This is a genomic window from Actinocrinis sp., assembly GCF_035938995.1.
Lineage (GTDB): Bacteria > Actinomycetota > Actinomycetes > Streptomycetales > Catenulisporaceae > DASZGI01.
Genome location: NZ_DASZGI010000166.1, coordinates 24,235 through 48,170, shown reverse-complemented (window position 1 = coordinate 48,170; position 23,936 = coordinate 24,235). Strand labels below are relative to the sequence as shown.

Here is a 23,936-nt window from a genome sequence, read left to right as displayed (position 1 = left end):
GACCACCGCACATACGCCAGGGTCAAGCAGCCTTGATCACACTCACCAGATGGTCTCTTAAAGAACTTCCCAATGAGTTTGTCAAACGCCGGGTGTAGCTGGTTGCGGGGTTATGTAGAACGCTCCATCACGGAGCATGGCCCACAGGACGTTGACACGGCGGCGTGCGAGTGAGATCAGTGCTTGCTTGTGTCCCTTGCCCTCGGCCCGCTTGCGATCGTAGAAGGCCCGTGATGCCGTGCAGCTGCGCAGGCTGGCCATGGAGGAGAGATAAAACACCCGCAGGAGCGTGCGGTTGTAGCGCTTCGGCCTGTGCAGGTTGCCGCTGACCCGGCCGGAGTCGCGGGGAGCCGGGGCCAGGCCGGCGTAGCCCGCAAGCCGGTCCGCGGTGGCGAAGGCGTCGATGCCTCCGCCGATCGCGGCCAGGAACTCGGCTCCCAGCAACGGGCCCATGCCGGGAAGGGACCGGATCACCTCGGCCGCCGGGTGCTCGGCGAATCGAGCCTCGATCGCTGAGTCCAGTTGCGCGATTTCCTCGTCGAGCGCGATCACGGCCTGGGCCAGGCGGGCCACGACGCTGCCGGCCAACCGCTCGCCGGGCAGGGCGATCCGCTGAGCCTCGGCAGCATGAACGGCCCGCTGGGCCAGGTCCGCGGCACTGCGAACCTTGCGGTTGCGCAGCCACGTCTCCAGGCGCTTGGCCCCGATACGGCGGATAGCCGCCGGGGTCTGGTAGCCGGTCAGCAGCACGAGCGGGCCGCGGTTGGCCAGTTCCAGGATCCGCTCGAGCGCCGGGAAGATCTCCAAGAGCTGGGCGCGGAGTCTGTTGATCTGACGGGTCCGGTCGGCCACCAGGTCCGAGCGGTGTCGGGTGAGCATATTGAGATCCACCGCGATCTCGTCTCCGGGCCGCAGCAGGCTCAGATCCCGGCGCACGCGGGCCTGATCCGCGATGACGAAGGCGTCCTTCGCATCGGTCTTGCCCTCGCCGCGATAGGTACCCGATGCCCGGTGCACGGCCAGGCCGGTCAGGAACCCGACGGGCTGGTCGGCACCGAACGGCAGTCCGGCCAGCAGCGCCGCCGGACCGTGGTTGAGGTCGACCGCCCACAGCACGTCGGGATCGATCGCCCGCACATCGCTGATCAACTCCAGCAGCGCTGCTTCGTCATTGAACACCCGGCGCGAGAGCAGACGCCGTCCCTCCGCATCGATCACCACGCAGTGGTGGTGTTCCTTGCCGATGTCCACTCCGGCCCAGATCCGGGGCACAGTCACCTCATGAAGGCTCGTCGCGTGCTTGCTCGGTCCCAGCAGACAACCGCGCCGACGTAGTCCTACACAGCGATCGAGTCGCATCTCCCAATTGGCGGTCGGGTCGTCGCGGGGCTCTGGGCGGCCAACTTCTTTGAGCCATCACCTGGGCTACAAGCTCACAGCCATACCCGGAGCCCCCGGGTCCACCGATCTTACGAATGATCAGCTCAAGCCCGCATCAAGAAGGTAGGACAAGCTTAGAGTTCGAAGAAATCGCAATCGCGACCCGTCGCGGCCGCCGGTCGGCATCGACGAATCCGGTGTCTTGGCCGCATCATCCAAATCCGGATGGCGTGCCCGTCCACGAGCACGACAGCCCAAACTTAGGCATCCTGGCCGATATCTCGTGCCCGCCCCGCTGTGAGCATGCTTCCTGATCGGCCAGACCGTGCCGGATCACTCGTCGCGCCCCTGGAAGCAGGCTTGTGGCATGTGGAAGAAACCACCTTTGACACCCCGCCGCACACGAACCCGCCGCTCGCGAGACCGTCACCGCTTCCGGCGTGTGATCGCAGTCGTGGCGGCGGTGGCCACGACCCTTGCGCTCGTCGGAGCGGTTCCGCAGACCGCCTCGGCCGTCCAGGCCGGTGACTTCGTGGTGTCGATCCAGACCGACATCGACGCCAGCACGATGGGCAACCTGCTCGCCACCACCCTGCCGGAATCTCTCGGGCTGCCCGACGGATCCAGTCCCTATGACATCATGGTGGCCGAATACAATGTGGCCGCGTCGGCCGAGGGCGACACTCCGGTCCCGTACATCCCCGACGCGCAGGTCTTCGTGAACGACGGCTCCGTCGAGCTCTACGTCCCGGTCGCCGACTTCGCCACCATGGAAAACAACAGTGGTGCCTGGGTCGCCTTCGTGTCGTGGACCAGCGGATTCCTCGCCGGACTGGCCACCTTGGGAGTCTGCGTCATCGCTCTGGCAGGAACTGTGGTCGGGCCGTTCTTCTGCCCGGGCATCGCAGGAGCGATCACGGCGCTGGTCACCCAAATCGTCACACGCCAGATGACCGGCGCCCCGTTCGACGCCAACGCCTGGCAGCAGATGCTGGTCTACTCGCTGTTCGCCGGTCTCGGCGCCGCAGCCATGGCGGGGATGGCCCCGTGGATGTTGACCAACCTGCCAGGGATCTATTTGGCGGTGGCCAACTACATCTCCAACACCCTGAGGACGATGTCCGGTTGGATAGGCGCCAGCGCGGTGGCCATCGCCGGATATGCGAATACGTACGTCTTGGCTATCGCCAGCGCCTTCCCGGCATGGTTCCGCGAGTTCACCGCCGAGTACGGACTGCCGACGCCTGGGAACACCGGACCAGTCTCCTCCGGGATGAGCAACAAGTGCATGGACGACCATTTCAGCAGCGCCGCGAGCGGCAACCCGGTGGACCTGTGGGACTGCAACGGGACGGACGCACAAGCGTGGACGTCCTGGTCCGACGGCCGGATCACGATCTTCGGCAAGTGCCTCGACATCGTCGGCAACGGCACCGGCAATGGCACGCCGGTCGACCTGTGGGACTGCAACGGCGGCGGTAACCAGGTCTGGGTGGCCCAGTACGGCGGCCTGTACAACCCGCAGTCCGGGCGCTGCCTTGACGACACGGGCTGGTCGACGGACAACGGCACGCAGTTGGAGATCTGGGATTGCAGCTACGCGGCCAACCAGCAGTGGGCGCTGTCCTGACCGCATGATCCCTATGACGCTCCCGGGCGCCGACCGCTCGCTCAGCCCGCGGCGGGCGCCCGGGACGCTTCGAGCGCGACGCCGATCCGCGAGCGCACCTGGAGCTTGGCGAGGATGCTCGAGACGTGCGCCTGGACGGTGCGGCGGGAGAGGAACAGCTCCTTCGCGATATCAGGGTTGGACTGCCCCTGCGCGACGAGACGCGCAATGCGCTGCTCGCCGGGGGTCAACGCCTCCCACCCGTGGGCCGCGCGTCGATGCGTGCTGCGCGAGCCCCGCCGCACACCGTGGGGGCGCAGCCGCGCATCGGCGCGCCGCAGGTCCCGCGCGGCACCGAGTTCCGCGTAGACCCGCGCCGCCTCTGTCAGCGCGGCCCTGGCTTGCACGGTCTCGCCGGCGGCCGCGAGAGAGACCGCGGCCTCTTCGAACGCGGACCCGCTGTACGGCACCCAGCCGCAGCGTCGATAGTCGTCGGCGACAGCGAGCAGCCCCGCGGTGTCGCCGTGCATCAACGCGCGGCAGAACGCATGAGCCAGCACACGGCCGCGCGAGCCCAGCTCGACTGCCTCGGCCTCGGCGCGTTCGGTGGCCACCGCCGCGAGGGCGCGATCGCCGGTCTCCAACGCCAGGCGCACAGCGTAGGGAAGGTCGTCGCGATGCCCGTCTATCCTCGGCCCCTCCAGCCGCATGGCCATCAGCGCGGCAGCCCGCTCGAGATCGCCGTCGAACTCCGCCCGCATGGCCAGGGGTTCGGCGAACGGGTAGAAACCCGGCGCACTCGGCGAGGTGACGCCGACGGCGCGAATGTGCGCGTCCGCGCTCTCCACCTCGCCGCGCCGCAGCGCGATGACGACGCCGAGCGCGTGGACCTGGTCGACACGATCGGCGGCGGCGAGCCCCGGGTCGAGTGCGGACAGGTGCGCCAGCGCCTCGTCCCAGCGTCCGGTGCGATAGCACAGGCCCGCCGCAGTGCCCTGAATCCGCGCGATCCGAACAGTGCCGATCCGGTCCGCCAACCGCAACGCCTCGGCGGACATCGCCGCGGCCTCCTCGATCCAGCCGAGGTCCTCGAACTGCGTCACCGCGTTCGCCATCACCAGCATCTTGAGATCCATCGCCTCGGGGTCGCCGACGGAAAGGACCTCCAACGCCGCCTTCATGTGCCCCGGGCGATCCGCTGGGCCGCAGCAGATCGACGCAGCGTGCCTGGCGGACCCCATGGCCAGTTCGTCGCCGCTCTCCAGGGCCGCGTCCAGTGCCTCGAGCGCCGTCGCCGCAGCCTGCTCGACCTGGCCCGCGTCGAAGAGCGCCACTGCCGACCAAGCCCCCAGCCGCGCACGCCAGAGTAGCGGCAACCCTTCGTCGCCAGGACTGCATAGGGCCACGTTCACAGCCTCGTCGATCCTGCGCAGCCGACCGGCGGAGCGGATCAGCAGGACCCGCATCCTCGCGGCGAGTGGGGCGTCACCGGTGTCCCGCGCGACGCGACCCGCGATCCGGCTGGCTTGCTCGTCCCTGCCGAGCCAAAAGAGCACCTGCGCCGACCTGGTGGCCAGCGGCTGGTAGCGCGGATCCGAAGGGGCGACCGCCGTCACCGCACGGTCCAGAAGCTCTCCCCATACCTGCGGCAGCGCGTACAGCACCGTCTCCGGGACTGCCGCCAACCAGCTCAGAGCCCAGTCTTCGACGCGCTCCGGCACGAGCAGCAAGTGGCGGGCCACCACGCCGAGCGGACTCCCGGCGGCGGCGAGTTCGCGTGCGATCTCGTTGTGAAGAGCGTCCAGAAGCGCTGCGGGCATCTGCTCCACCAGCGAACGATGCAGCAGCTCGTGGCGAAAACGCAGCCGCCGACCACTCTGGCCGAGGACCCCGCTCTCCACCGCCTCCGTGAGGACCTCGCCGACCTGCGTGACTGGGCGCCCGGTGACCACCGCGAGGTCCGCGACATCGAACTCCACGCCCAGCAGCGCCGCGGTCCGAAGGGCCGCCCGGGCGCTCGGGGAGAGGAACCCGAGCCGGTCGGCGATGGCGGCGCTCAGGGACAAGGGCGTGGCTGGCACGTCGCCGTCGAACTCGCTCGCGCCCCCGTTCACGGTCAGCACATGGTCTCTGACAAGCGCATCGACGAGCTCCCGCACATACAGTGGATTACCGCCTGCCCGCTCCAAGACCGCGCGCAAGCGGGGCCCCGGCGCGCCGCCCGCGATTCTGCCCGCGAGTTCGGCGACGCCACCGGGGCTGAGAGGCCCGAGGGCGATCAGCACGCCGCCGCGCCCGATCACCAGCTCCCGCAAGCGGTCGACCGTGTCCCGCCTGGGCAGCGGACGCGCCGTCCCGACCAGCAGCAGCGGAAGCTGCCCCGTCGCGCGGGCGAGACGGCTGAACAGCAGCAGGCTCGGCTCGTCGGCCCAATGCAGGTCCTCCAGCGCCAGCACGGTCGGGCCGATTGCGCATTGCCGATCCACGAGATCGAGGAGGCGTTCGCTGGCGGCAAGCACCGGATCCAGCACCTCCGAGCCGCTGCGCTCGCCGCGCAGCAGCGCCGCGACCTGCGCACGACCCGGGTCTGCGGAGCGGGAGGAGACGCCCAGCGCATCGGCCACGACTCGAAGCGGGAACGCCTCGAGCAGCGCGTCGCTGGCACCGCGGTAGACCTGGCAACCGCGGTCCGTAGTGCGATCCGCCAACAGGTCGACCAGGGTGGACTTGCCGATCCCCGGCTCACCATTGATCCAGCACACACCGCCGCGACCGGCTTCCAGACCGGCCACCATGCGATCGAGCTCTAAGAGCTCGGGTAGCCGATCGACGAAAGCATCGGGAGCCAACGCGCCGCACCTCCGTGCCTTTCGAGGGAGGCCGGGTCGCCAGCAGGGCGCGAGCCACGCCGCAGCCAATCGGAGAGGTATGCATGGGATTGGATTCGGGGGCACCTCAGCCAAACCGCGAGCGTCGTTGGTCGCGGCGTCGGCTGGCGGGCGGCGCACCGCAAGCGTCTCGCCCACGGCCCGGCCGGTAGCAGCCGTCGTACACACTATCGAAGCCTCGCGGAGCCTGGCCAGCGCCACCGGAATCATTGGGGCCTTCAATGAGAAAGTGCACTATCCGTTAATGGGGGACAAATGGCACCAGGTTCCTGGCGGCCTGCGCCACCCAAGCCGCGAACGGTGCGCTGTCGCGCCCACCACCTGGAGCCTGCGGCTGGCGTACTCGGTCACCGCGAACGCGTACAGCAGCGCGCCGGACAGGGTGATCGTCGTGAAAGTCGGCCTGGGGCGCGGTTTCGGTCGTAGTGACCGGTCCGTTTCCCCAGGCCGCTTCCCGCACCCGGCGTGCCTGTTTCCAGGCACCGGGCGCTCCACGAACCCCGGGCGGGTGGTGGTGTTCCTCATCCGGTGGGCGGCCATGGCGAGGGGATGCGCGCTCCCCGGTAGCGGTAGCGGGCGGTGCCTACTTTCGCCGGGTTGTACAGTTGGCGGATTCAAGCGCTCATCGCACCGAACGGGATCCCGTTGTGGATCTCCGAGGTCCTGCCCGGCTCCGTACACGACATCACCGCCGCCCGCGAACTGGTCCTCGCCGCCCTCGCCCCGTATCTCAAAGACCTGCCAGTATTGGCCGACAGCGGATACGAGAGCGCAGGCCACGGCGTGCACACCCCGGTCAAGCAGCCGAAGGACGGCTACGAACTCGACCCAGACACCCGTGCGCACAACCGGCTGCTGCGCGGCGTAGGCGATCAGTTCTTTGGGCACGTCGAGCACGACGCTGTAAGTTGGCCCGCGGAGCCTTCAGGTAGACGATCTTGTGGTGAGACCTCTTCTACCGGAAGGCTCCGCTGCGCTCAGCAAACCATGCCGATCATCCCGGAATGCGCGTGTCGCCCCCGATCACCCGCTTCGCGTCACCGAGAAAACCTCAATGAGCGCCGAGCGGAACTCGGCAAAGACCCGGTCTACCTCACCGGCTTCGGCAAGCCACTGGATAGAGCGATTCCAGGCGGCCAACTCACTCTCCTTGACGGATACGACGAGAGCGGCCTTTGCGATTCCGGCCGATGCTTTACGTGAATAACGCACAACTCGGCTTCGCTACCGGGTGAGCGGCGCGCATCGAGAGAACATGGCTGAGATTGTCCGCATGCTCGCACTGTGGATCGTCGGCCTGAAGTTGGTCATATGTGGACTTCGCCACCAAGACGACTCGCCTCGGTCCGCCAGCTGCAACGCCGTTACAGCGAACGGTACAAAAGACACCACCAAAGGTCGGAAGTGTCCGATGCCCATGCCGTACGCCTGTCTCGTCGTCCTGCGCTGGCAGCGGCTTCGCTGGCTCGCGCTGCACGAGCGGGCCGGTGCTAACTGAATTGAGAACGACCTCGTGCTCGTAGAGCATCGCTGCACACCGCTGCGTATCAAGACGCCGCAGAACGGGCAGTGGCGAGCTGGATCTGTGCGCTTGTGGCTGAGTGGTGGCTGAGCATCTGTTGGCAGCAAGACATAATGTGCTCCGAACCGGGCTTCTTCTCTCGTTGCACGCTGCCCTCTCAAGGCAGTAGCGCGGGTTCGAATCCCGTCGGGGCTACGGCTGAGGCCAGGTCAGAATTGCTCCTGACCTGGCCTCTTGTGTCGCTCGATGTCTGATGTTTGATCTGCGCGGTGCGCTGGCCGCCCAGATGGCGATCATGGTTGGGTTAGGTCGGTGAAGGCCTCTTGACCTGTGCCTTTGTTCTTCTCGTGGGTGGTTATCTTCGGGCTGTGCAGCTGTTCCGTGCGCCATTTGTGCACCAGATTCTGCAGATCGTTCCGTCTCTACTTGCGTCTTATCTCAAGGAGCTGTTCCCAGGCGGGTCGAATGGCGGTGCGACCTGCTGATCCGGCGTCACGGGTGGCGAACCGGGCTCGGTGGCGGTGGACACGCTGGTCGGCTCCCGGCGGCCGTGAAGATCTCGCGCGCTTCTCGCCGTGGCAGCGTGCCAGGCAAACGTAACGCGCGGTTGCCTGGCACGCTGCCCTTCAGCGGCAGCAGTCTTGGCGAGGACAATCGATCTTATGGTGCCTGACCTGCCGTTTTGCTCGGCGTACGGGCGTCCACAAGTGTCGGGGTGCATAACGCAAGGTTGAGGGTGCAGTCCATCGCATGCTCGTGGCCGGGCGCTTGGCACGGTGGGGCCGCGGCAAATGGTGAAAATCGTCCTGAGCCGACGCAGTGGTCTGGCGCCTGAGGCCGCAGCCCGGTCAACCCGGTACGGATCATCGACACCCACACCGGACTCGGCACCGGTGGCTTCGTGGGCAGGACCTACGGATTTTGCAGGTACACGCCTTGTCATACGCTGCGATACCGGCCAACTCATCGGGAGCCTTAGCCCTGGGCGTCACGGTGACAAACTCGACCGGCAGCGGCGCCCTGCAGGTCTACCCAGGCGATGAAGTCGACGGGTTCTCTTACCTCCCTTTAATTTATGCAGCGGTTGACATTCGCTGCTGCCAGGCGGTTCGCGCTTCGAGAGGGGTCCGATAGTCGAGCGAGGAGTGCAGGCGCCGCTCGTTGTAGAGCTTGATCCAGTTCTCGATGTCTCGGCGCGCTGTGGCGCGGTCGGGCCAGGAGTGGACCCCGATCTCGGCCTTGAGTGTGGCGAAGAAGGACTCGGCGGGTGCGCCGTCGAGGCAGGAGCCGGTTCGGCTGGTGCTTTGTCAGCGCGAGCGCGCCCATCGTGATCAGGGCATTGCGATGTTTCGTGGTCGTTGTCGCGATCGTGTGGGTACGAATGTGGGGTTACTTGTGGGGTGTGTCGGCCGCCTCGCGCGAACCGCGCGAGGTCCAGCCGCCGGGACGCCGGGGCGCGGCTGTGGACGAGCGCACCACCAGCCGCACCGGCAGCAGCCTGCCGCGCGGCTGCGGGTCGGAGATCAGGTTCCCGCTCCCGCTTCCGTTCCCGGCGCCGTTGCCCTCGGACTGGCGCAGCAGCAGCTCCACCGCGGCGCGTCCGGCCTGCTCAAGCGGCACGGACATCGTGGTCAGCCGTGGCGCGCTCATCGACGCCATCGGTATGTCGTCGAAGCCTGTGACGCTCATGTCCACCGGCACGTCGATCCTCCGGTCGCGCAGCCGTGCGATCACGCCGAGCGCCACCAGGTCGTTGTACGCGATGACGGCGGTGACCCGGGCCTCCAGGGCGAGATCGGCGATGCGCGCGCCGGAGGAGAACACCGGTGGGAACGCGCCCAGGTCGATGACCCGGATATCGGTGTCCTGACAGACCTTCGCCAGCCCGCGCCGCCGCTCGGCGTCCGCGAAGGACTCGCGTGGGCCGCCGGCGTATGCGATCCGGCGGTGTCCGAGCGCCGCGAGGTGGGCGACGAGTTGCCGGGCGCCGTCCGCGCTGTCGAGCAGTACGGCGGGGAAACCGGGCAGCACCCGGTTGAACAGCACCGTGCGCCCGGCTCCGGGGAACTCCCGGAGCCGGGCGACGGACAGCCGCGAGGAGAGCAGGATCATGCCGTCCACCTGCCGACTGATCGAGTTGATCAGCTCGGCCTCGGCGACCGGGTCCTCGGCGGTGTCGGCGAGCAGGACGTGGTGCCCGTGCTCGCGGGCCGCGCCCTGGATTCCGCGCAGCGCGCCAAGGAAGAAGGGGTTGGCCACGTCGGGCACCACAGCTCCGATGAATCCGGTGCGCCCGGTGATCAGGCTGCGGGCGGCCCGGTTCGGCTCGTAGCCGAGTTCCCGGGCCACCGCCACGACCCGGGCCCTGGTCTGTTCGGCCACCAGGTCGGGTGCACTCAGCGCGCGCGACACCGTGGCGATGGACACCTCGGCGTGCCGCGCGACGTCCCGGATCGTGACCGCCATCGCGCGCCTGCCTCCTCGTTCACGGGGCACGGGATCCCAGCCCTAGTCGCAGTCGGCCGGTCGCCGGTCAGCCGGTCTTGACGCGCACGGGCGCGCCGGTGGTGGTGGTACTGCCGGTCACGCTCTGCCCGCTCGACGAGAAGAACCCCACGTCGTACGGGCTGCCCGTGCCCCGCTCCACCACGACATTATTGAGGGAGACGGCCGATCCGTCAGTGGTCTGGAAGGCGGGACGCCCGTCGTTGCTGGTGAAGCCCACCTGGTCGTTCTGGAACGAGATGTTCCCGACGTGCCGCAGCCACCAGCCGTACGACGGCCGCGTGCCGTAGTCCTTCGGCGTGTAGGTCGTGGGCGCCTCGGGCGGGTTGATGCTCGCGTCCGAGGCGGGGTCGCCGCCGGGGACCGTCAGCTTCACGTTGGAGATGGTCACGCCGGTGACCGGGTGTCCGGGCAGCCCGGTGATGGTGCTGGTGTACGAGCCGCCGTCACTCAGGCCGGTGCCGGTCACGTTGCTGATGGTGACGCCGCTGATCGTGCCGGCGCCGGGGTGGCCGGGGCAGCGTCCGCGGTCGCCGATCTTGATGAAGATGGGCGTCGCCGCGTGCGTCATCGTGATGTGGTCGTAGCTGATGTCGGAGATGTGCGCGCCGTCCATCGATACGATCCCGATGCCGGCTTTGCCGGCGGAGTTGATCGTGATGTTCGAGAAGTGCACGTTACTGAAGTCGCCGCAGGTCTCCGAGCCGAACTGCAACGCGTTGTTGCCGGTCGAGGAGACCGTGGTGTTGCTGACGTTGATGTTCGTGCTCGGGAAGGTGCGGCCGAGCGCGAAGTCGCTCTTGAACACCAGCGCGTCGTCGCTGGAGGCGATGTTGCTCGCGGTCACCGTCATGTTCGCGGTGTTGATCACGTTGAAGCCGTCGCGGTTCGAGGCGGTCGAGATGGTCAGGTGGTCGACCGTGACGTTGTTACCGCCGTTGAGCAGGATGCCGAAGTGGCCGCCGTTCTTGATGGTGATGCCGGAGAAGGTCAGGCCGTTGACGATGGCGAGGGATACCGCCTTGTCGGCCTGACCGGAGCTGATGCTGCCGGTCTTCAGGTGGCCAGCGCCGTCGATGGTGCCCGAGCCGGTGAAGGCGACGTTGGTCAGGTGCTCGCCCCAGATCAGCGCGTCGTGGAAGTGGCTGTGGCCGAAGTCCTGATACTGCGAGAAGGAGTTCGGCTCCGCCGCGTCGAAGCCGCTCGACGCGGCCCTGATGGTGGCGCCGGCATCGAGTTGCAGGTCGACGTTGCTCATCAGGTGGATCGAGACCGACTCGTAGGTGCCGGACGGGAACTCGACCACCCCGCCGCCCGCCGCCGCGCTCGCGGCAGCGATGGCCTTGTTGATCGCCGGGGTGTCGATGGTCTTGCCGTTGCCGGTCGCGCCGAAGGACTTGACGTTGAAGACCTGCGGCGCGGCATGCCCTGAGGCGAATGCGGCCTGCGCCGGGGCGGCCAGGAGAGCGCCCGCGGTGCCGAGCGCGGCGACCGCGGCGAGAGTGATGCGCGTACGTTTCACGGTGGGTGCTTCCCTTCGGGATGCGCAAACGTTTACATCGCGCTTGGTGTACGCCAGGTTGCGGCTGAGGTCAAAGAGTGTTGATTCACCGGTCGGCGGCGCAAATCCAGGCGTGCCGACTGAGCTGCCACGACGGCATGTCTGATGAATCAGTGACTGTAACAAGCTGAAACATCGGATGAATTCTTGACCGGTTGCGGAACAGAGGTGTAGACCTCTCACCCGAGTGTCGAAATCCGCCCGTAATCGGGCGTTGTGCGCCTACCCCTCACCCACTTCCTTAGGCAGGACACCCATGAGCAGTAAGCCCGATCGTTCCGACGAGGGCTCCGAAGAAGGCGGCCGGTCCGCCGTCAGCCGTCCGTCCGTCAGCCGGCGCGGCCTGCTGGCCGGGGGCGCAGCCGTGCTCGGCGGCGCGGCCGCCGCCTCCCTGGCCGGCGCGGTCGGCGCGCAGGCGGCCGGCCTGCCGCGCACGACCGCCGCGCCCGGCAGGCTGCTGGCCGGGCGGGTCACGCAGCTGCGCACCTCGGCCGTGCCGACTCTGCCGTGGCCGGCGGCCAACGCCATCGTCGCGAGCACGAAGCTGCCCGCGTTCCCGACCGCGACCTTCCCGGTGACCTCGTACGGCGCCGTGGGCAACGGCACGACCGACAACACCGCCGCGTTCGCCAAGGCCATCGCGGCGTGCAACGCGGCGGGCGGCGGCCACGTCACCGTCCCGGCGGGCACCTACCTGACCGGCGCGATCAGGCTGCTGAGCAACGTCGACCTGAACCTGGCGGGCGGCGCGACGCTCAAGTTCAGCGGCGACGCCACCAAGTTCCCGCTCGTGCTCACCCGGTACGAGGGCATCGAGTGCATGAACCGCTCGCCGATGATCTACGCGCACGGCGCCTCGAACATCGCGCTGACCGGCTCCGGCACGCTGGACGCGTCGGGCACCGCGCCGTGGAACGTGGGCTCCGACCGTGCGTACCTGGAGACGCTGGTGGTCAAGGGCGTGCCGCCTGAGCAGCGGATCGTGCCGAGCTCGGGGCACCAGATGCGCTCCACCTTCGTCGAGCCCTACGCGTGTGACACGGTGCTGATCCAGGGCGTGGCCCTGCACAACTCGCGGTTCTGGCAGCTGCACCCGACGCTGAGCACGAACGTGACGATCGACTCGGTGACCACCTCGGCGACGAACTCGAACACCGACGGCTGCGACCCCGAGTGCTGCGACCACGTGGTGATCCAGAACTGCACACTCGGCGCGGGCGACGACAACATCGCGATCAAGTCCGGCCGGGACGCCGACGGGCGCCGGATCAACACGCCGTCGCAGAACATCGTCATCGTGGGCTGCCACATGAGCGGCCCGTGGGGCGCGGTGAGCTGCGGCAGCGAGCTGACCGGCGGCATCCGCAACGTCTACGCCTACAAGATCGTGGCGAACCCGACGCGCTACGCGCTGTACGTGAAGTCGAACACGCAGCGCGGCGGCTACGCGACCAACATCAACCTCGACAGCATCACCGCGTCGAACCAGAAGGGCGCGTTCGCCTTCGTCACGATGACCTACAACGGCCAGACCGGCTCGTTCGCGCCGGACTTCGGCGGTTTCTCGGTGACCAACTCGACCGGGCACACCGCGCCGTACGCCTTCGACGTCACCGGCCTGAGCAGCGACCCGGTGCACGGGATCACCGCCTCGAACTGCACGTTCACCAACATCTCGCACGGCGCGGACGTGATGAGCCACGTCACCGGCATCGCGTTCAGCAACGTGACGATCAACGGCAAGACGGTGACGAAGTGAAGGCGCTGACGAACCGGCTGCCTGCCAGAGCCCTGACCGCGTTCGCGGTCGTCGCGGCGGCGGTGACGGGAGTGGTCGCGCACGAGAGCACCGCCGACGCGCTCGCCAACGGTCTGGCGCTGACTCCGCCGATGGGGTTCAACGACTGGAACGCGGTCGGCTGCGGGGTGAGCGAGGCCTTCATCAAGCAGACCGCCGACTTCATCCACGGCCACGTGCTCTCGGACGGCAAGACCCTGCAACAGTCCGGATATGAGTACGTGAACATCGACGACTGCTGGGCGCAGCCGAGCCGGGACTCGCACGGCAACCTCGTGCCCAACCCGGCGAAGTTCCCCGATGGCATCGCGGGCACCGCCGCGTACGTACACTCACTCGGCCTGAAGCTGGGGCTGTACAACGACTCCGGGCTCAAGACGTGCAGCTCGCACGGTTTCCCGGGTTCCTTCCAGCACGAGGCGCAGGACGCGCTCGAGTTCGCGCAGTGGGGCGTGGACTACCTCAAGGACGACAACTGCAACCAGGCGGCCGGACAGGGCACCCGCGCGGCCACCATCCAGCGCTACACGGCGATGAGCAACGGCCTGGCCGCGGCGCGCTCGAAGACCGGGCAGGCGATCGTCTTCAGCATCTGCCAGAAGGGCGACAACGGGATCAACACCGAGGACTGGTCGCCGCAGGTCGGCAACCTGTGGCGGACCACCGGCGACGTCAAGCCGAACTGGGCGCGCCTGGACTCGAACATCGACAAGAACATCCCGCTGGCCAAGTACGCCGGCCCCGGTGCGTGGAACGACCCTGACATGCTCGAGGTCGGCAACGCCGGGCTGAGCGCCACCGAGGCGCAGACCCAGTTCAGCATGTGGGCGGAGATGGCCGCGCCGCTGCTGATCGGCACCAAGCTGGCCTCCGCCACGACGCAGACCCTTGACGTCCTCGGCAACACCGAGGTGATCGCGGTCGACCAGGACCCGCTCGGCGTGCAGGGAGTGCAGATCAGCGACAAGGGCGGCCTGCGCGTGCTGGCCAAGCGCCTGTCCGGCGGAGACGTCGCGGTGGCCTTCTTCAACGAGACCGGGGCGAGCGCGCCGATCTCCACCTCGGCGAGCGCGGTCGGCCTCGGCGCGGCCAGCAGCTACACCCTCAGGGATCTGTGGGCGCATAAGACGACGAATACCACCAGCTCGTCGTGGACGGTCACCGTGCCCTCACACGGCACGGTCCTGCTCCGCATCCACCCGGCGAGCGCGTCATGAGAGGGCCAACCGTGGCGAGATCGGCACGCATTAGCAGGAAGAGTGGGAAGGGGATCTGGCTCGCCGCGGCTGCCCTCGGTGCATCGGGCGCGTTGACCGCGCTTCCGGCGCTCACCGCGCAGGCGGCGACGACGGTCAACTTCTACGTCTCCCCGACCGGGAGCGACGGCAACTCGGGAACGAGCGCCGCAAGCCCCTTCGCAACGCTCGCACGCGCGCAGACCGCGGTGCGCGGCGCGCTCGGCTCGAGCGCACCGGTCACCGTCAACCTGGCCGGCGGCGACTACCAGCTCAGCAGCCCGCTGACACTCACCCCGGCGGACTCCGGCAGCCCCGGCGCTCCGGTCACCTGGCAGGCGGAACCCGGCACGTTCCCGGTGATCAGCGGCGGCGTGCCGATCACCGGCTGGAAGGTGGCCGACGCGGGCAAGAACATCTGGTCGGCCCCCGCGCCGTCCTCGCTGGCGACCCGCCAGCTGTACGTCGACGGCACCCGCGCGCCGCGCGCGACCGGCAGCCTGCCGGTGAAGGTGACTCAGACCTCGACCGGCTACACGACGGCGTCCGGCGATCCGATGGCCGGCTGGCGCAATCCGTCAGGCATCGAATTCGTCTACAAGGGCGGCCTGGGCGCGTGGACCGAGCCGCGCTGCCCGGTCGCCTCGATCAGCTCCACGACGATCACGATGGCGCAGCCCTGTTGGAACAACTCCACCAAGCGGGTCCTGCGCACCGACGGCTCGGGCCGCACCTACGAACTGGTCGGCCGCCAGTCGATCACCGAGTCGCCGACCTCGGTGGAGAACGCCTACGAGTTGCTGACCACCGGGCACTGGTACCTCGATCCGACCGCGCACCAGGTGTACTACATCCCGCGCTCCGGCGAGAACCTGCAGAGCGAGGACGTCGAGGCCGCGGCGCTGCCGACGCTGCTGACGGCGGTCGGCACGCAGATCGCGGCAGTGCACGATATCGCGTTCCGCGGCCTGCAGTTCTCGTACGCGACCGACACCGACACCAGCTCTCCCGAGGGCTTCTCGGAGATTCAGGCCACGTACACGATCACCGGCACGCACGGCTACGCGGCACAGGGCCTGTGCACCTTCGTGCCCGGCGGGAGCTGCCCCTACGGCAACTGGACCAAGATGCCGGGCAACGTCTCGCTCGCCTACGACCGCGACGTCACGTTCGACCACGACTACTTCGTCCACCTCGGCGCGGCGGGGCTCGACCTCGGCGACGGCTCACAGAGCGACACGATCACCGGCTGCGTGTTTACCGACATCTCCGGCAACGGCGTGGACCTCGGCGGTGTGGACGTAAACGAGCCGGCGAACGCGGCTCAGCACACCAGCGGCGACACCATCGCCGACAACCACTTCTACAACACCTCGGTCGAGTACCAGGGCGGCGTGGCGATCGACATCGGATACGTCGAGAGCGCCACCGTCGCGCACAACCAGCTCGACCACCTGCCGTACACCGGCATCTCGGTGGGCTGGGGCGGCTGGCCGGACAAGGTGAAGCTGCCGGCGGAGCCGAACTACTCCAACCACAACCTGTTCTCCGACAACCTCATCTTCAACCACATGTCAGTGCTCGCCGACGGCGGCGCGATCTACACCAACGGCATCACCGGCAGCTCGCTCACCACCGGCGAGCACATCACCGGCACGCTCGTGCACGACCAGGTCAGCCCGACCGGCCACGGCATCTACACCGACAACGGCTCGAGCTACATCACGATCACCGGCAACGGCGAGTACAACATCGCCGCCACCGTGTGGGGCAGCAAGCACACCAACTACACCCTCAACAACGGCACGTACGACCCGCTGGACATCGAGGGCAACTTCTGGACCAACGGCCCGGCGCCGTACAACGCCAAGGCCGTGCTCATCAAGAACAACACGAACATCACGAGCGCGAGCCAGATCCCGTCGAGCATCACCGCGAACGCGGGGCTCGAGTCCGGGTTCCGCTCGATCCTGAGCTGGCAGCCGGCGCGCTGACCAGGACGCCGGGGCGCTCGCACCCGCCATGTGAGCGCCCCGAGTCGTGCACGTACCACCCACCGACCGGAGGAATACGGCAGTGTCAATGTTGATACACGGTTATCGAATCAGGGCCGCGATACTGGCCGGCGCCCTGGCGGCCGGCGGCGTCGCGGGTGTCGCCGTGGCGCAGTCCGCCACGGCCACGACCGGAAGCCACGCCAACACGGCCGCGTCGCCCGCCGGCCCAACGGCCGGGCTGACGCAGTACACCGACACCTACAAGGTTCAGAGCCCGTACAACCTGCCGGAATCGGCGCGCTTCTCGATCACCGGCGGCGTGTACAACACGTGGATTCTGAAGGGCGACAAGCCGTTCTCGCCGGGCAGCTCCACCGGCGCGCGCACGGAGCTGCGCTGGAACACTAACTGGTCCAGCGGCGAGCACCTGTGGGAGGCGGACGTCGAAATCGACCCCGGCACGACCGGCACCTGCATCATGCAGGTCCACGTCAACGGCCAGGGCGAAGCGATCTACATCCAGACCAAGAACGGCAACCTCTACAACAGCGTCAATACCCTGCTGGCGAGGAACATCGTCGGGTCCTGGTTCCACCTCGCTGCCGCGTACAACCCGACCAGCCACCTGGTGCAGATCTGGGTGAACAACACCCTGGCGCTCACCACGCACTACACCAAGAGCGCCGGCACGCAGTTCTACTTCAAGAACGGCGTCTACAACCTCTCCGGCGCCAAGTCGGAGACCCACTTCAAGAACATCGAGCTCTGGCGACAGTGAGCCGCATCCCCCGCCGCCACGGAGAATCCCATGACGCGCCGTCACCTCGGCATCACCGCCGCACTGACCGCCCTCGCGACGCTGCTCGGCCTCGGCCTGACCGCCGGGCCGAACGCCGCCGCGGCCACGACCGCCACGGCGCGGACCGCCCCGGTCGCGGCCGCCGCTCCCGCCACCGACTGGTCGCGCGCCGTCGTCGACTCCACGATGAAGCGCTTCCCCGACCCGACGAAGCTCGGCGGCTGGGGCTACCAGGTCGGCCTCTTCCTCTACGGGACCGACCTGGTCTACCAGCGCACCCACGACCCGAGCTACCTGGCGTACATCAAAGGCTGGGTGGACCACTTCGTCAGCTCGTCCGGGCACATCTCCAACAGCTTCAACAGCCTCGACAGCATGCAGGCGGGCAACCTGCTGATCCTGCTCAACCAGCAGACCGGACAGGCCAAGTACGCCACCGCGGCCGCGCAGATCCGCAACCGCCTCAACACCTACCCCCGCACACCCGACGGAGGGTTCTGGCACGCCACGGGCCTGACCAACCAACTGTGGCTGGACGGCACGTACATGGTCGTGCCCTTCCTGCTGCGCTACGGCGCCGCGTACAACGACTCGGCGTACGCCGACAGCGAGGCCGCCAAGCAGATCACCGTCTACGGCAGCCACCTGGAGAGCCCGACCGGGCTGCTCTACCACGCCTACTCGCTCAACCCGATCAGCTGGGCCGATCCGGCGACGCACCACTCCTCGCAGTTCTGGTGCCGCTCGATCGGCTGGTACGGCATGGCGTCGCTCGCCACGCTCGACGCACTGCCGGCCGCCGACCCGCACCGGCCGGCGATCCTCGCCACGGTGCGCAACCTGGTCGCGGCGATCGCGCACTATCAGGACCCGGCGACCGGCCGGTGGTTCCAGGTCGTGGACAAGGGGAGCCTGTCCTCGGACTGGACCGAGACGTCGTGCTCCTCGATGTACACCTTCATCGTCGCCAAGTCGGTCTCGCTCGGCTACGTCTCGGCCGCCGACGAGTCCGTCGCTACCCGCGGCGAGCAGGGCGTCATGGCGGAGGTTTCACTCGGCTCGGGCGGGCTGACCGACATCAAGAACATCTGCATCGGCACCAACGTCGGCGACCTGTCCTACTACCTGTCCCGGCCGCGGGCGACCAACGACTTCCACGGCCTGGGCGCGTTCCTGATCATGAACGAATGGCTGCAAGGGAACCACGCCGGCTGAGTCCGGTTCCGCCTTCGGCGCGGCGCACGCCGAAAGTCCATGCGCACGTCTCGACGCCTTTGGAGGCACGCACGTGAAACTCTGGAAGAGGTACGTCCCGGTAGCCGCGGTCGCAACCGTCCTGGCCGGCGGGCTGTGGGCCGCGTCCGGCCAGGCGGCCAGCGCCCAGGCCGGCGGCGCGGACTGGGCTCAGTACACGTACAACGACGCCGGGTCCGGCCTCAACGCCGGCGACATGACGATCAACGCCGGCAACGCGGCCACGCTGCACGCGACGTGGGTCGCGCACAGCGGCCGCGCCGCGAGCGCGCAGCCGCTCGTCGTCGGGGGAGTCGCTTACTGGGGCTCCTGGGACGGGAACCTGCACGCGACCTCGCTCGCCTCCGGCGCCACGCTCTGGACGCGCGCGATCGGCACGACCACCTGCGGCAAGTGCAGCCCGAAGGTCGCCGGCGCCGCCGCGACCCCGGCGTACGGCGAGATCGGCAGCACGCCGGTGCTCTGGGCGTTCGGCGGCGGCAACGACACCGTCGGCGGCGGCCAGGTCGCGGCCTTCGCGATCAATGCGAGCACGGGTGCGATCATTTGGCGGACCAACATCGTCGCGGTCGGCGGCGACACGTTCGCCTGGAGCTCGGTGCGCGTGCTCGGCGGCAGCGTGTACGTCTCGACCTCGTCGCTGGCCGACCAGCCGGTGATCGCGGCGCGCGTCTACAAGCTGGACGCCATGACCGGCGCGCTGCAGACGAGCGTCAGCGTCGGCGGCGGCATCTTCGGCACGCCGACGATCGACACCGCCACCGGGGACATGTACGTGCCCGGAGGCGGTCCGAGCGGCGGCGGCACCAACCTGGCGTTCTCGCTGATCGAGCTGCGCACCTCCGACCTGGCCGTGCTCGCGCACTGGACGGTGCCCGCGAGCCAGCGGCTGGCCGACGGCGACTTCGGCTCGGTGCCCACGCTGTTCACCGCGACGATCGGCGGGAAGGCCCGGCAGCTGGTCGGCCTCGGCAACAAGAACGGCATCTTCTACGCCTGGGACCGCACGAACATCGCGGCCGGGCCGGTCTGGGAAGACCAGGTGGCGGTCAGCGGGGACAACCCGCAGGGCGGCAACGGCACGCTCTCGCCGGCCGTGTGGGACGGCTCGACCCTGTACGTCGCCGGCGGCAGCACCAAGATCGGCGGCAAGAGCTGCGCCGGCGGTGTCCGTGCCCTGAACCCGGCGACCGGGGCGTCCAAGTGGCAGTTCTGCGCCACGACCGGCCACGTGCTCGGCGCCATCGCCGCGGCCCCGGGCGTGATCGCGGTGCCCGCCGGGCCGGACGTGCTCGTGCTGAACGCGACGAGCGGCAAGCAGTTGTTCGCCTACAAGAACCCGTCCGGCGCGCAGTACTGGGGCGCGCCGTCGATCGGGGACGGGCACCTGCTGGCGCCCGGCATGGACGGCACCGTCACCGCGCTCGCCCCGCGCTGAGCGAGAGTCCCGAACAGCGCCGGTTGAAAGAGCGGGTCCCGGCTCCCCGCGAGGGGACTGGGACCCGCGTTCCGGCTCAGCTATCAGGGCTGTCAGCCCTTGTCGCTACTGCTACTTGGTGGTGATGAAGCCGCCGGGGTTGTCGACGACCGGCGACTCGAGGTAAAGGCTCTTGTACTCGTCGTGGATGCCCTTGTTGTGCACCTGGATCGCCAGCGGACCGACGCGCCCGGCCGTCTTGTCCTTGAAGTCCAGTACCTCGACGCCCTTGCAGGTGGCGGCGCCAGGGGCCAGCGGGCAGCAGGCCATCCGGGCGACGCCGGTGGCCTGGTCGGCGATGATCTCGCACTGCGCCCAGGACGAGGTCGGGATCTTCGTGTGCGGCAACTGGGTGAACTCGCCCTTTCCGCCGTTGTTGTGCCCGGGGCGGTAGTCCCAGTGCCCGCCGTTCGGCGGCTGGAACTGGATCGCGCTCAGGGCGTCGCGCAGCGGCGTCACCGTGCCCCAGATCAGCACGGTCGGCGCGTGGTTCCCGCTGACCTGCCGCACGTTGAAGATCCAGCGGAAGGTGCCCGCCTGCTTGACGTTGTAGTAGATCCAGCCCCGGGCGGTGCCGTTGCCGTGGATCGCGCCGCCCACGACGGACCACTCTCCGGGCGCCGCCTGGGTCCAGCCGTTGAGATTGGTGCCGTCGAACATGGAGACCAGGTTCGGGTCGCCGTAGGGGTTGGCGGCCGGGGGCTTGGTCGCGGCGGCGGCCTGCGCGGCCGGGGTCGGCGCGGCGACGGACGCCGCGAGCACGACGGCTGCGGCGGCGAGGATTGCGAGCGGTCGGCGCATATCTGCTCCCTGTCTGTTCGGTGTGGGTTGTGCCACCAGCCGGAGGCGTACTCCACAATCAGAATCGAATCAACAATTCATAGGATGTTACAGCGTGCATTTTCATATCGACCTGGAGCTATGCGCGTCATGTCCAGTGAAACACGATGAAACATCCGAGGAATCATTGATCCGAGGACGAACGGCGAGTAGATCACTGATACGAAACGGAGCATCAGTCCCGGAGGCGGAGGGCGACAATGGCGCAAGAGGACGAACTGCGCGCGCGGCTGCGCGGCTACGTCGAGGTGTTCGGCGGTGTCGCGGGGTCCGTGCATCTCGTCCACCGGGACGATCTGCTGCTGACCGCGGACGTGAATCTGCCCGAGCCGCTGCGTGCCGCGGTCGCGGTGATCCCGCGCGGCAAGGGAATGGCGGGCACCGCGTGGCTGCGCGGCGAACCCGTGCAGACCTGCGACCTGAAGTCCGACACGGCCGGAGGCGTCGTGCGGCCGGGGGCACGCGCGGTCGGGGCGGGAGCGGCCGTCGCCCTGCCGGTTCGCGACGAGGCCGGCGAGATCGTCGGCGTCGTGGGGATCGCCTTCGACGACGAGCGCGAGATCCCGGAGGGGGAAATCAGCAGTCTGACGGCGGCGGCGACCAGGCTTCTCACCGTTCCGGCTGTTCCCGCCGATGCCGTGCAACCGGTGCCGGTGATCGAACAGGTGTCCCCGTGACGGTGCCAGTCAACGCCGCGTCGTCGCTCGACGGCATGCGGGCACGCGCCGAATCCTGGCTGCTGGCCCGGCAAGACGCGTCCGGAGCGTGGACGCTGCCGCTGCGCCCCGGCGTCTCGGCGCCGAGCGTCGCGATGACCGTGCTGGCCCTGACCGCACTCGACGACGGCGACGCGCCGCACTCGGACGCGGTCGGCCAGGGCGTGACATGGCTCGCCGCGCGCCAGAACCCTGACGGTTCGTTCGGCGACGGCGAAGACGGCCGCTACTACCGGCCGTACTGCACGGCGCTGGCGCTCTGGATGCTGCCGGGCGGCGCGGGGCGTCACGCTGCGCAGATCATCGGGGCCGTCGACTACCTGCGCCGCAACCAGCGGCACGGCAGCCTGGACCACGGCGGCATCGGCCACGGCATGGTGGCCCCGGCCCCGACGCCGCAGGACCCGCACGCCACCTTCACCCGTACGTTCGCGATGATCTCGCCCACCAGCATGGCCGCCGAGGGCATGCGCCGCGCCGGCGTCCTGCCCGGCGATCCCTTCCTGACCGGCGTCATCGAGTACGTACGCAGCTGCCAGAACGACCTGGGCGTCAACACTCGGCCGGACGTGCTCGATTACCTCGCGGGCAACGGTTTCCAGCTCAGCGGCGACGGCGGGATCGTCTCGACGCTGGAGAACCTGCGCCGACCGCCGGGATGGACGAGGAGAGCCGACGCCGATCCGGTCGTCGCCTCCGGAATCAGCACCTGCCAAGGACTGACCGCGTATCTGCGGTCCGGGCTGTCGCCGGACGCGCCCGAGGCAGCCGCCGCGCTGCGCTGGATACGGGATCACTACTCGGTGACCGAGCACGCGGGCTTCGCCGACGTCATGCATGCGGGCCAGCGCCCGCTGTGGCCCACGGAGCACGGCGGGTTCCGACAGACGGACTCCGACGACATGACGCAGGCCGGCTGGTACCTGTACGTCTTCTCCCTCGCCCAAGCGCTCGACGGCGCCGGGGTCGAGGTGATCCAGACCGCTGACGGCACGCGGCATGCGTGTAGTGCCGAGCTCGGGGCGGCACTGCGCGCGGCCCAATCGCCCGAGGGCTGCTGGACCAACCCGAACCCCCGGTGGCTCGAGTTCGACGCCGTACTCAGTACCGCGTTCGCGCTCAGCACAATCAATATCCTGAGTAAGAAGCAGTGAACGGGAAGCAGTGAATAAGAAACCCGCGAGTGAGAACCATCGCTGGAGGGCGTGTGCGCACAGGGGTCTGGCTCATCGGCGGCCGCGGATCGGTCGCCACCACCACGATCACCGGCGCGCTGGCCCTGCGCCGCGGGCTGGTCGAGCCGGTCGGCTGTGTCACTGTGCACCCTGACCTGCGCAACACGGCCCTGCCGCCGTTCGCCGATCTGGTGTTCGGCGGCCACGACGTCGCGGCCGGGCGCCTGGCGAAGAAGGCACGGCTGCTCGCCAGCGCTGGCGTGCTGCCAGACGGTCTGGTGACAGCCCTCGAAGACGACATGGACGCGGTCGACGCCGAACTGCGACCGGTGCCCTCGGGCCTCGGGCAGGCCGACCTCGCGGACGCGGTCGCCGCGGACCTCGCCTCGTTCCGGCGCCGCCACGGCCTCGACCGGATCGTCGTCGTCAACGTGTCGTCGACCGAGCCGGCCGCCGCGCCGGACCCGGCTCACGCGAGCCTGGCCGCGCTGGAGTCCGCGCTCGCCGGGGCGTCCCGCGACGTGCTGCCGCCCAGCTCGCTCTACGCCTACGCCGCGTTCCGCTCGGGATGCCCGTATGTGGATTTCACTCCGTCGACCGGCGCGCGCCTGCCCGCGCTCGCCGAGTTGGCCGAGCGTGAGCGGCTGCCGTACGCCGGACACGACGGCAAGACGGGGGAGACGCTGCTGCGCTCGGTGCTGGCGCCGATGTTCGCGATGCGCCGCCTGCAGGTGCGCTCGTGGTCCGGGTTCAACCTGCTCGGCGGCGGAGACGGCGCGTCCCTCGCCGCACCCGGCGCCAACGCCGCGAAGAGCGCCAGCAAACAGCGGGTGCTCGCCGAAACCCTCGGCTATCAGCCCGACGGGCCGACCCGGATCGAGTACGTCGAAGACCTCGGCGACTTCAAGACCGCGTGGGACCTGGTCGGCTTTTCCGGCTTCCTCGGCACGGCGATGCGCCTGGAGTTCACCTGGCACGGCTGCGACTCCGCGCTGGCCGCCCCGCTCGTGCTCGATCTGGCCCGGATCACCGCCGCGGCGCACCGCGCCGGGCACCGCGGAGCGCTGCACGCGCTGGCGTTCTTCTTCAAAGACCCGCTCGGACCGGCCGAACACGCGCTCGGCGCGCAGTGGGAGGCGCTGCGCGCCTTCGTCGCCGGTATCGGATGACGACACTGACC

Annotated in this window: 16 protein-coding genes and 1 pseudogene; 11 read left to right on the top strand and 6 right to left on the bottom strand. The window is 68.7% G+C overall.

The annotated features are described in order from the left end of the window. Window positions 1-81: 81 nt before the first annotated feature. Complete coding sequence (locus VGZ32_RS12160) at window positions 82-1,272, bottom strand: IS110 family transposase (RefSeq protein ID WP_422653141.1); 1,191 nt, start codon at window positions 1,270-1,272, stop codon at window positions 82-84. A gap of 550 nt (window positions 1,273-1,822) precedes the next feature. Between VGZ32_RS12160 and VGZ32_RS12155 the strand changes: the two genes are divergently transcribed. Next, window positions 1,823-3,010 (top strand): ricin-type beta-trefoil lectin domain protein, encoded by a 1,188-nt coding sequence (locus VGZ32_RS12155; protein ID WP_326886064.1) that lies wholly within the window; start codon window positions 1,823-1,825, stop codon window positions 3,008-3,010. A 41-nt stretch (window positions 3,011-3,051) separates the two neighbouring features. Here the strand turns inward: VGZ32_RS12155 and VGZ32_RS12150 are convergent, their stop codons facing one another. Next, a complete protein-coding gene (locus VGZ32_RS12150) occupies window positions 3,052-6,087 on the bottom strand; it encodes an ATP-binding protein (protein WP_326886082.1) in 3,036 nt (1,011 codons plus the stop codon). A 369-nt stretch (window positions 6,088-6,456) separates the two neighbouring features. Between VGZ32_RS12150 and VGZ32_RS12145 the strand changes: the two genes are divergently transcribed. Next, complete coding sequence (locus VGZ32_RS12145) at window positions 6,457-7,080, top strand: transposase family protein (protein ID WP_326886063.1); 624 nt, start codon at window positions 6,457-6,459, stop codon at window positions 7,078-7,080. Between the two features lie 1,392 nt (window positions 7,081-8,472). Here the strand turns inward: VGZ32_RS12145 and VGZ32_RS29060 are convergent. From VGZ32_RS29060 to VGZ32_RS12135, 3 genes and pseudogenes are all read right to left on the bottom strand, one after another. Beyond that, window positions 8,473-8,691 (bottom strand): annotated as a pseudogene (locus VGZ32_RS29060) (integrase core domain-containing protein); the annotation flags it as partial. Between the two features lie 97 nt (window positions 8,692-8,788). Further along, entirely contained in the window at window positions 8,789-9,865 is a 1,077-nt protein-coding gene (locus VGZ32_RS12140; RefSeq protein ID WP_326886062.1) for a LacI family DNA-binding transcriptional regulator, read from the bottom strand. Between the two features lie 67 nt (window positions 9,866-9,932). Continuing rightward, entirely contained in the window at window positions 9,933-11,426 is a 1,494-nt protein-coding gene (locus tag VGZ32_RS12135) for a glycoside hydrolase family 28 protein (protein ID WP_326886061.1), read from the bottom strand. A gap of 295 nt (window positions 11,427-11,721) precedes the next feature. On the opposite strand from VGZ32_RS12135, the gene VGZ32_RS12130 reads away from it, so the two are divergent. The 6 genes from VGZ32_RS12130 (at window position 11,722) to VGZ32_RS12105 (ending at window position 19,986) form a co-directional block, all read left to right on the top strand. Next, the gene (locus tag VGZ32_RS12130; protein ID WP_326886060.1) at window positions 11,722-13,224 is read left to right on the top strand and encodes a glycoside hydrolase family 28 protein; all 1,503 of its coding nucleotides are present in this window, start codon (window positions 11,722-11,724) and stop codon (window positions 13,222-13,224) included. Then, on the top strand, window positions 13,221-14,480 hold the full coding sequence (locus VGZ32_RS12125) for a glycoside hydrolase family 27 protein (protein ID WP_326886059.1): 1,260 nt from the start codon (window positions 13,221-13,223) through the stop codon (window positions 14,478-14,480). Before VGZ32_RS12130 ends, VGZ32_RS12125 begins: the two co-directional genes overlap by 4 nt. 92 nt (window positions 14,481-14,572) lie before the next feature. After that, window positions 14,573-16,492, top strand: coding sequence for a right-handed parallel beta-helix repeat-containing protein (locus VGZ32_RS12120; protein ID WP_326886058.1), 1,920 nt, complete (start codon window positions 14,573-14,575; stop codon window positions 16,490-16,492). Between the two features lie 88 nt (window positions 16,493-16,580). Further along, window positions 16,581-17,273 (top strand): polysaccharide lyase family 7 protein, encoded by a 693-nt coding sequence (locus tag VGZ32_RS12115; RefSeq protein WP_326886057.1) that lies wholly within the window; start codon window positions 16,581-16,583, stop codon window positions 17,271-17,273. A 30-nt stretch (window positions 17,274-17,303) separates the two neighbouring features. Further along, window positions 17,304-18,509, top strand: a complete 1,206-nt coding sequence (locus VGZ32_RS12110; protein ID WP_326886056.1) for a glycoside hydrolase family 88 protein — start codon at window positions 17,304-17,306, stop codon at window positions 18,507-18,509. Between the two features lie 73 nt (window positions 18,510-18,582). Further along, complete coding sequence (locus tag VGZ32_RS12105) at window positions 18,583-19,986, top strand: PQQ-binding-like beta-propeller repeat protein (RefSeq protein WP_326886055.1); 1,404 nt, start codon at window positions 18,583-18,585, stop codon at window positions 19,984-19,986. 111 nt (window positions 19,987-20,097) lie between these two features. Here VGZ32_RS12105 and VGZ32_RS12100 read toward each other — a convergent pair whose 3' ends face one another. Further along, window positions 20,098-20,826, bottom strand: coding sequence for a family 16 glycoside hydrolase (locus VGZ32_RS12100; RefSeq protein ID WP_326886054.1), 729 nt, complete (start codon window positions 20,824-20,826; stop codon window positions 20,098-20,100). A gap of 239 nt (window positions 20,827-21,065) precedes the next feature. Here VGZ32_RS12100 and VGZ32_RS12095 point away from each other — a divergent pair, with 239 nt between their 5' ends. Genes VGZ32_RS12095 through VGZ32_RS12085 form a run of 3 tightly spaced genes read left to right on the top strand, consistent with a single transcriptional unit; the run spans window position 21,066 to window position 23,925 of the window. Further along, window positions 21,066-21,542, top strand: coding sequence for a GAF domain-containing protein (locus VGZ32_RS12095; protein ID WP_326886053.1), 477 nt, complete (start codon window positions 21,066-21,068; stop codon window positions 21,540-21,542). Beyond that, entirely contained in the window at window positions 21,539-22,735 is a 1,197-nt protein-coding gene (locus VGZ32_RS12090; protein ID WP_326886052.1) for a prenyltransferase/squalene oxidase repeat-containing protein, read from the top strand. The genes VGZ32_RS12095 and VGZ32_RS12090 overlap by 4 nt, the downstream gene beginning before the upstream one ends. Before the next feature lie 53 nt (window positions 22,736-22,788). Then, window positions 22,789-23,925: an inositol-3-phosphate synthase gene (locus VGZ32_RS12085; protein ID WP_326886051.1), complete on the top strand. Its 1,137-nt coding sequence runs from the start codon at window positions 22,789-22,791 to the stop codon at window positions 23,923-23,925. Window positions 23,926-23,936: the final 11 nt, after the last annotated feature.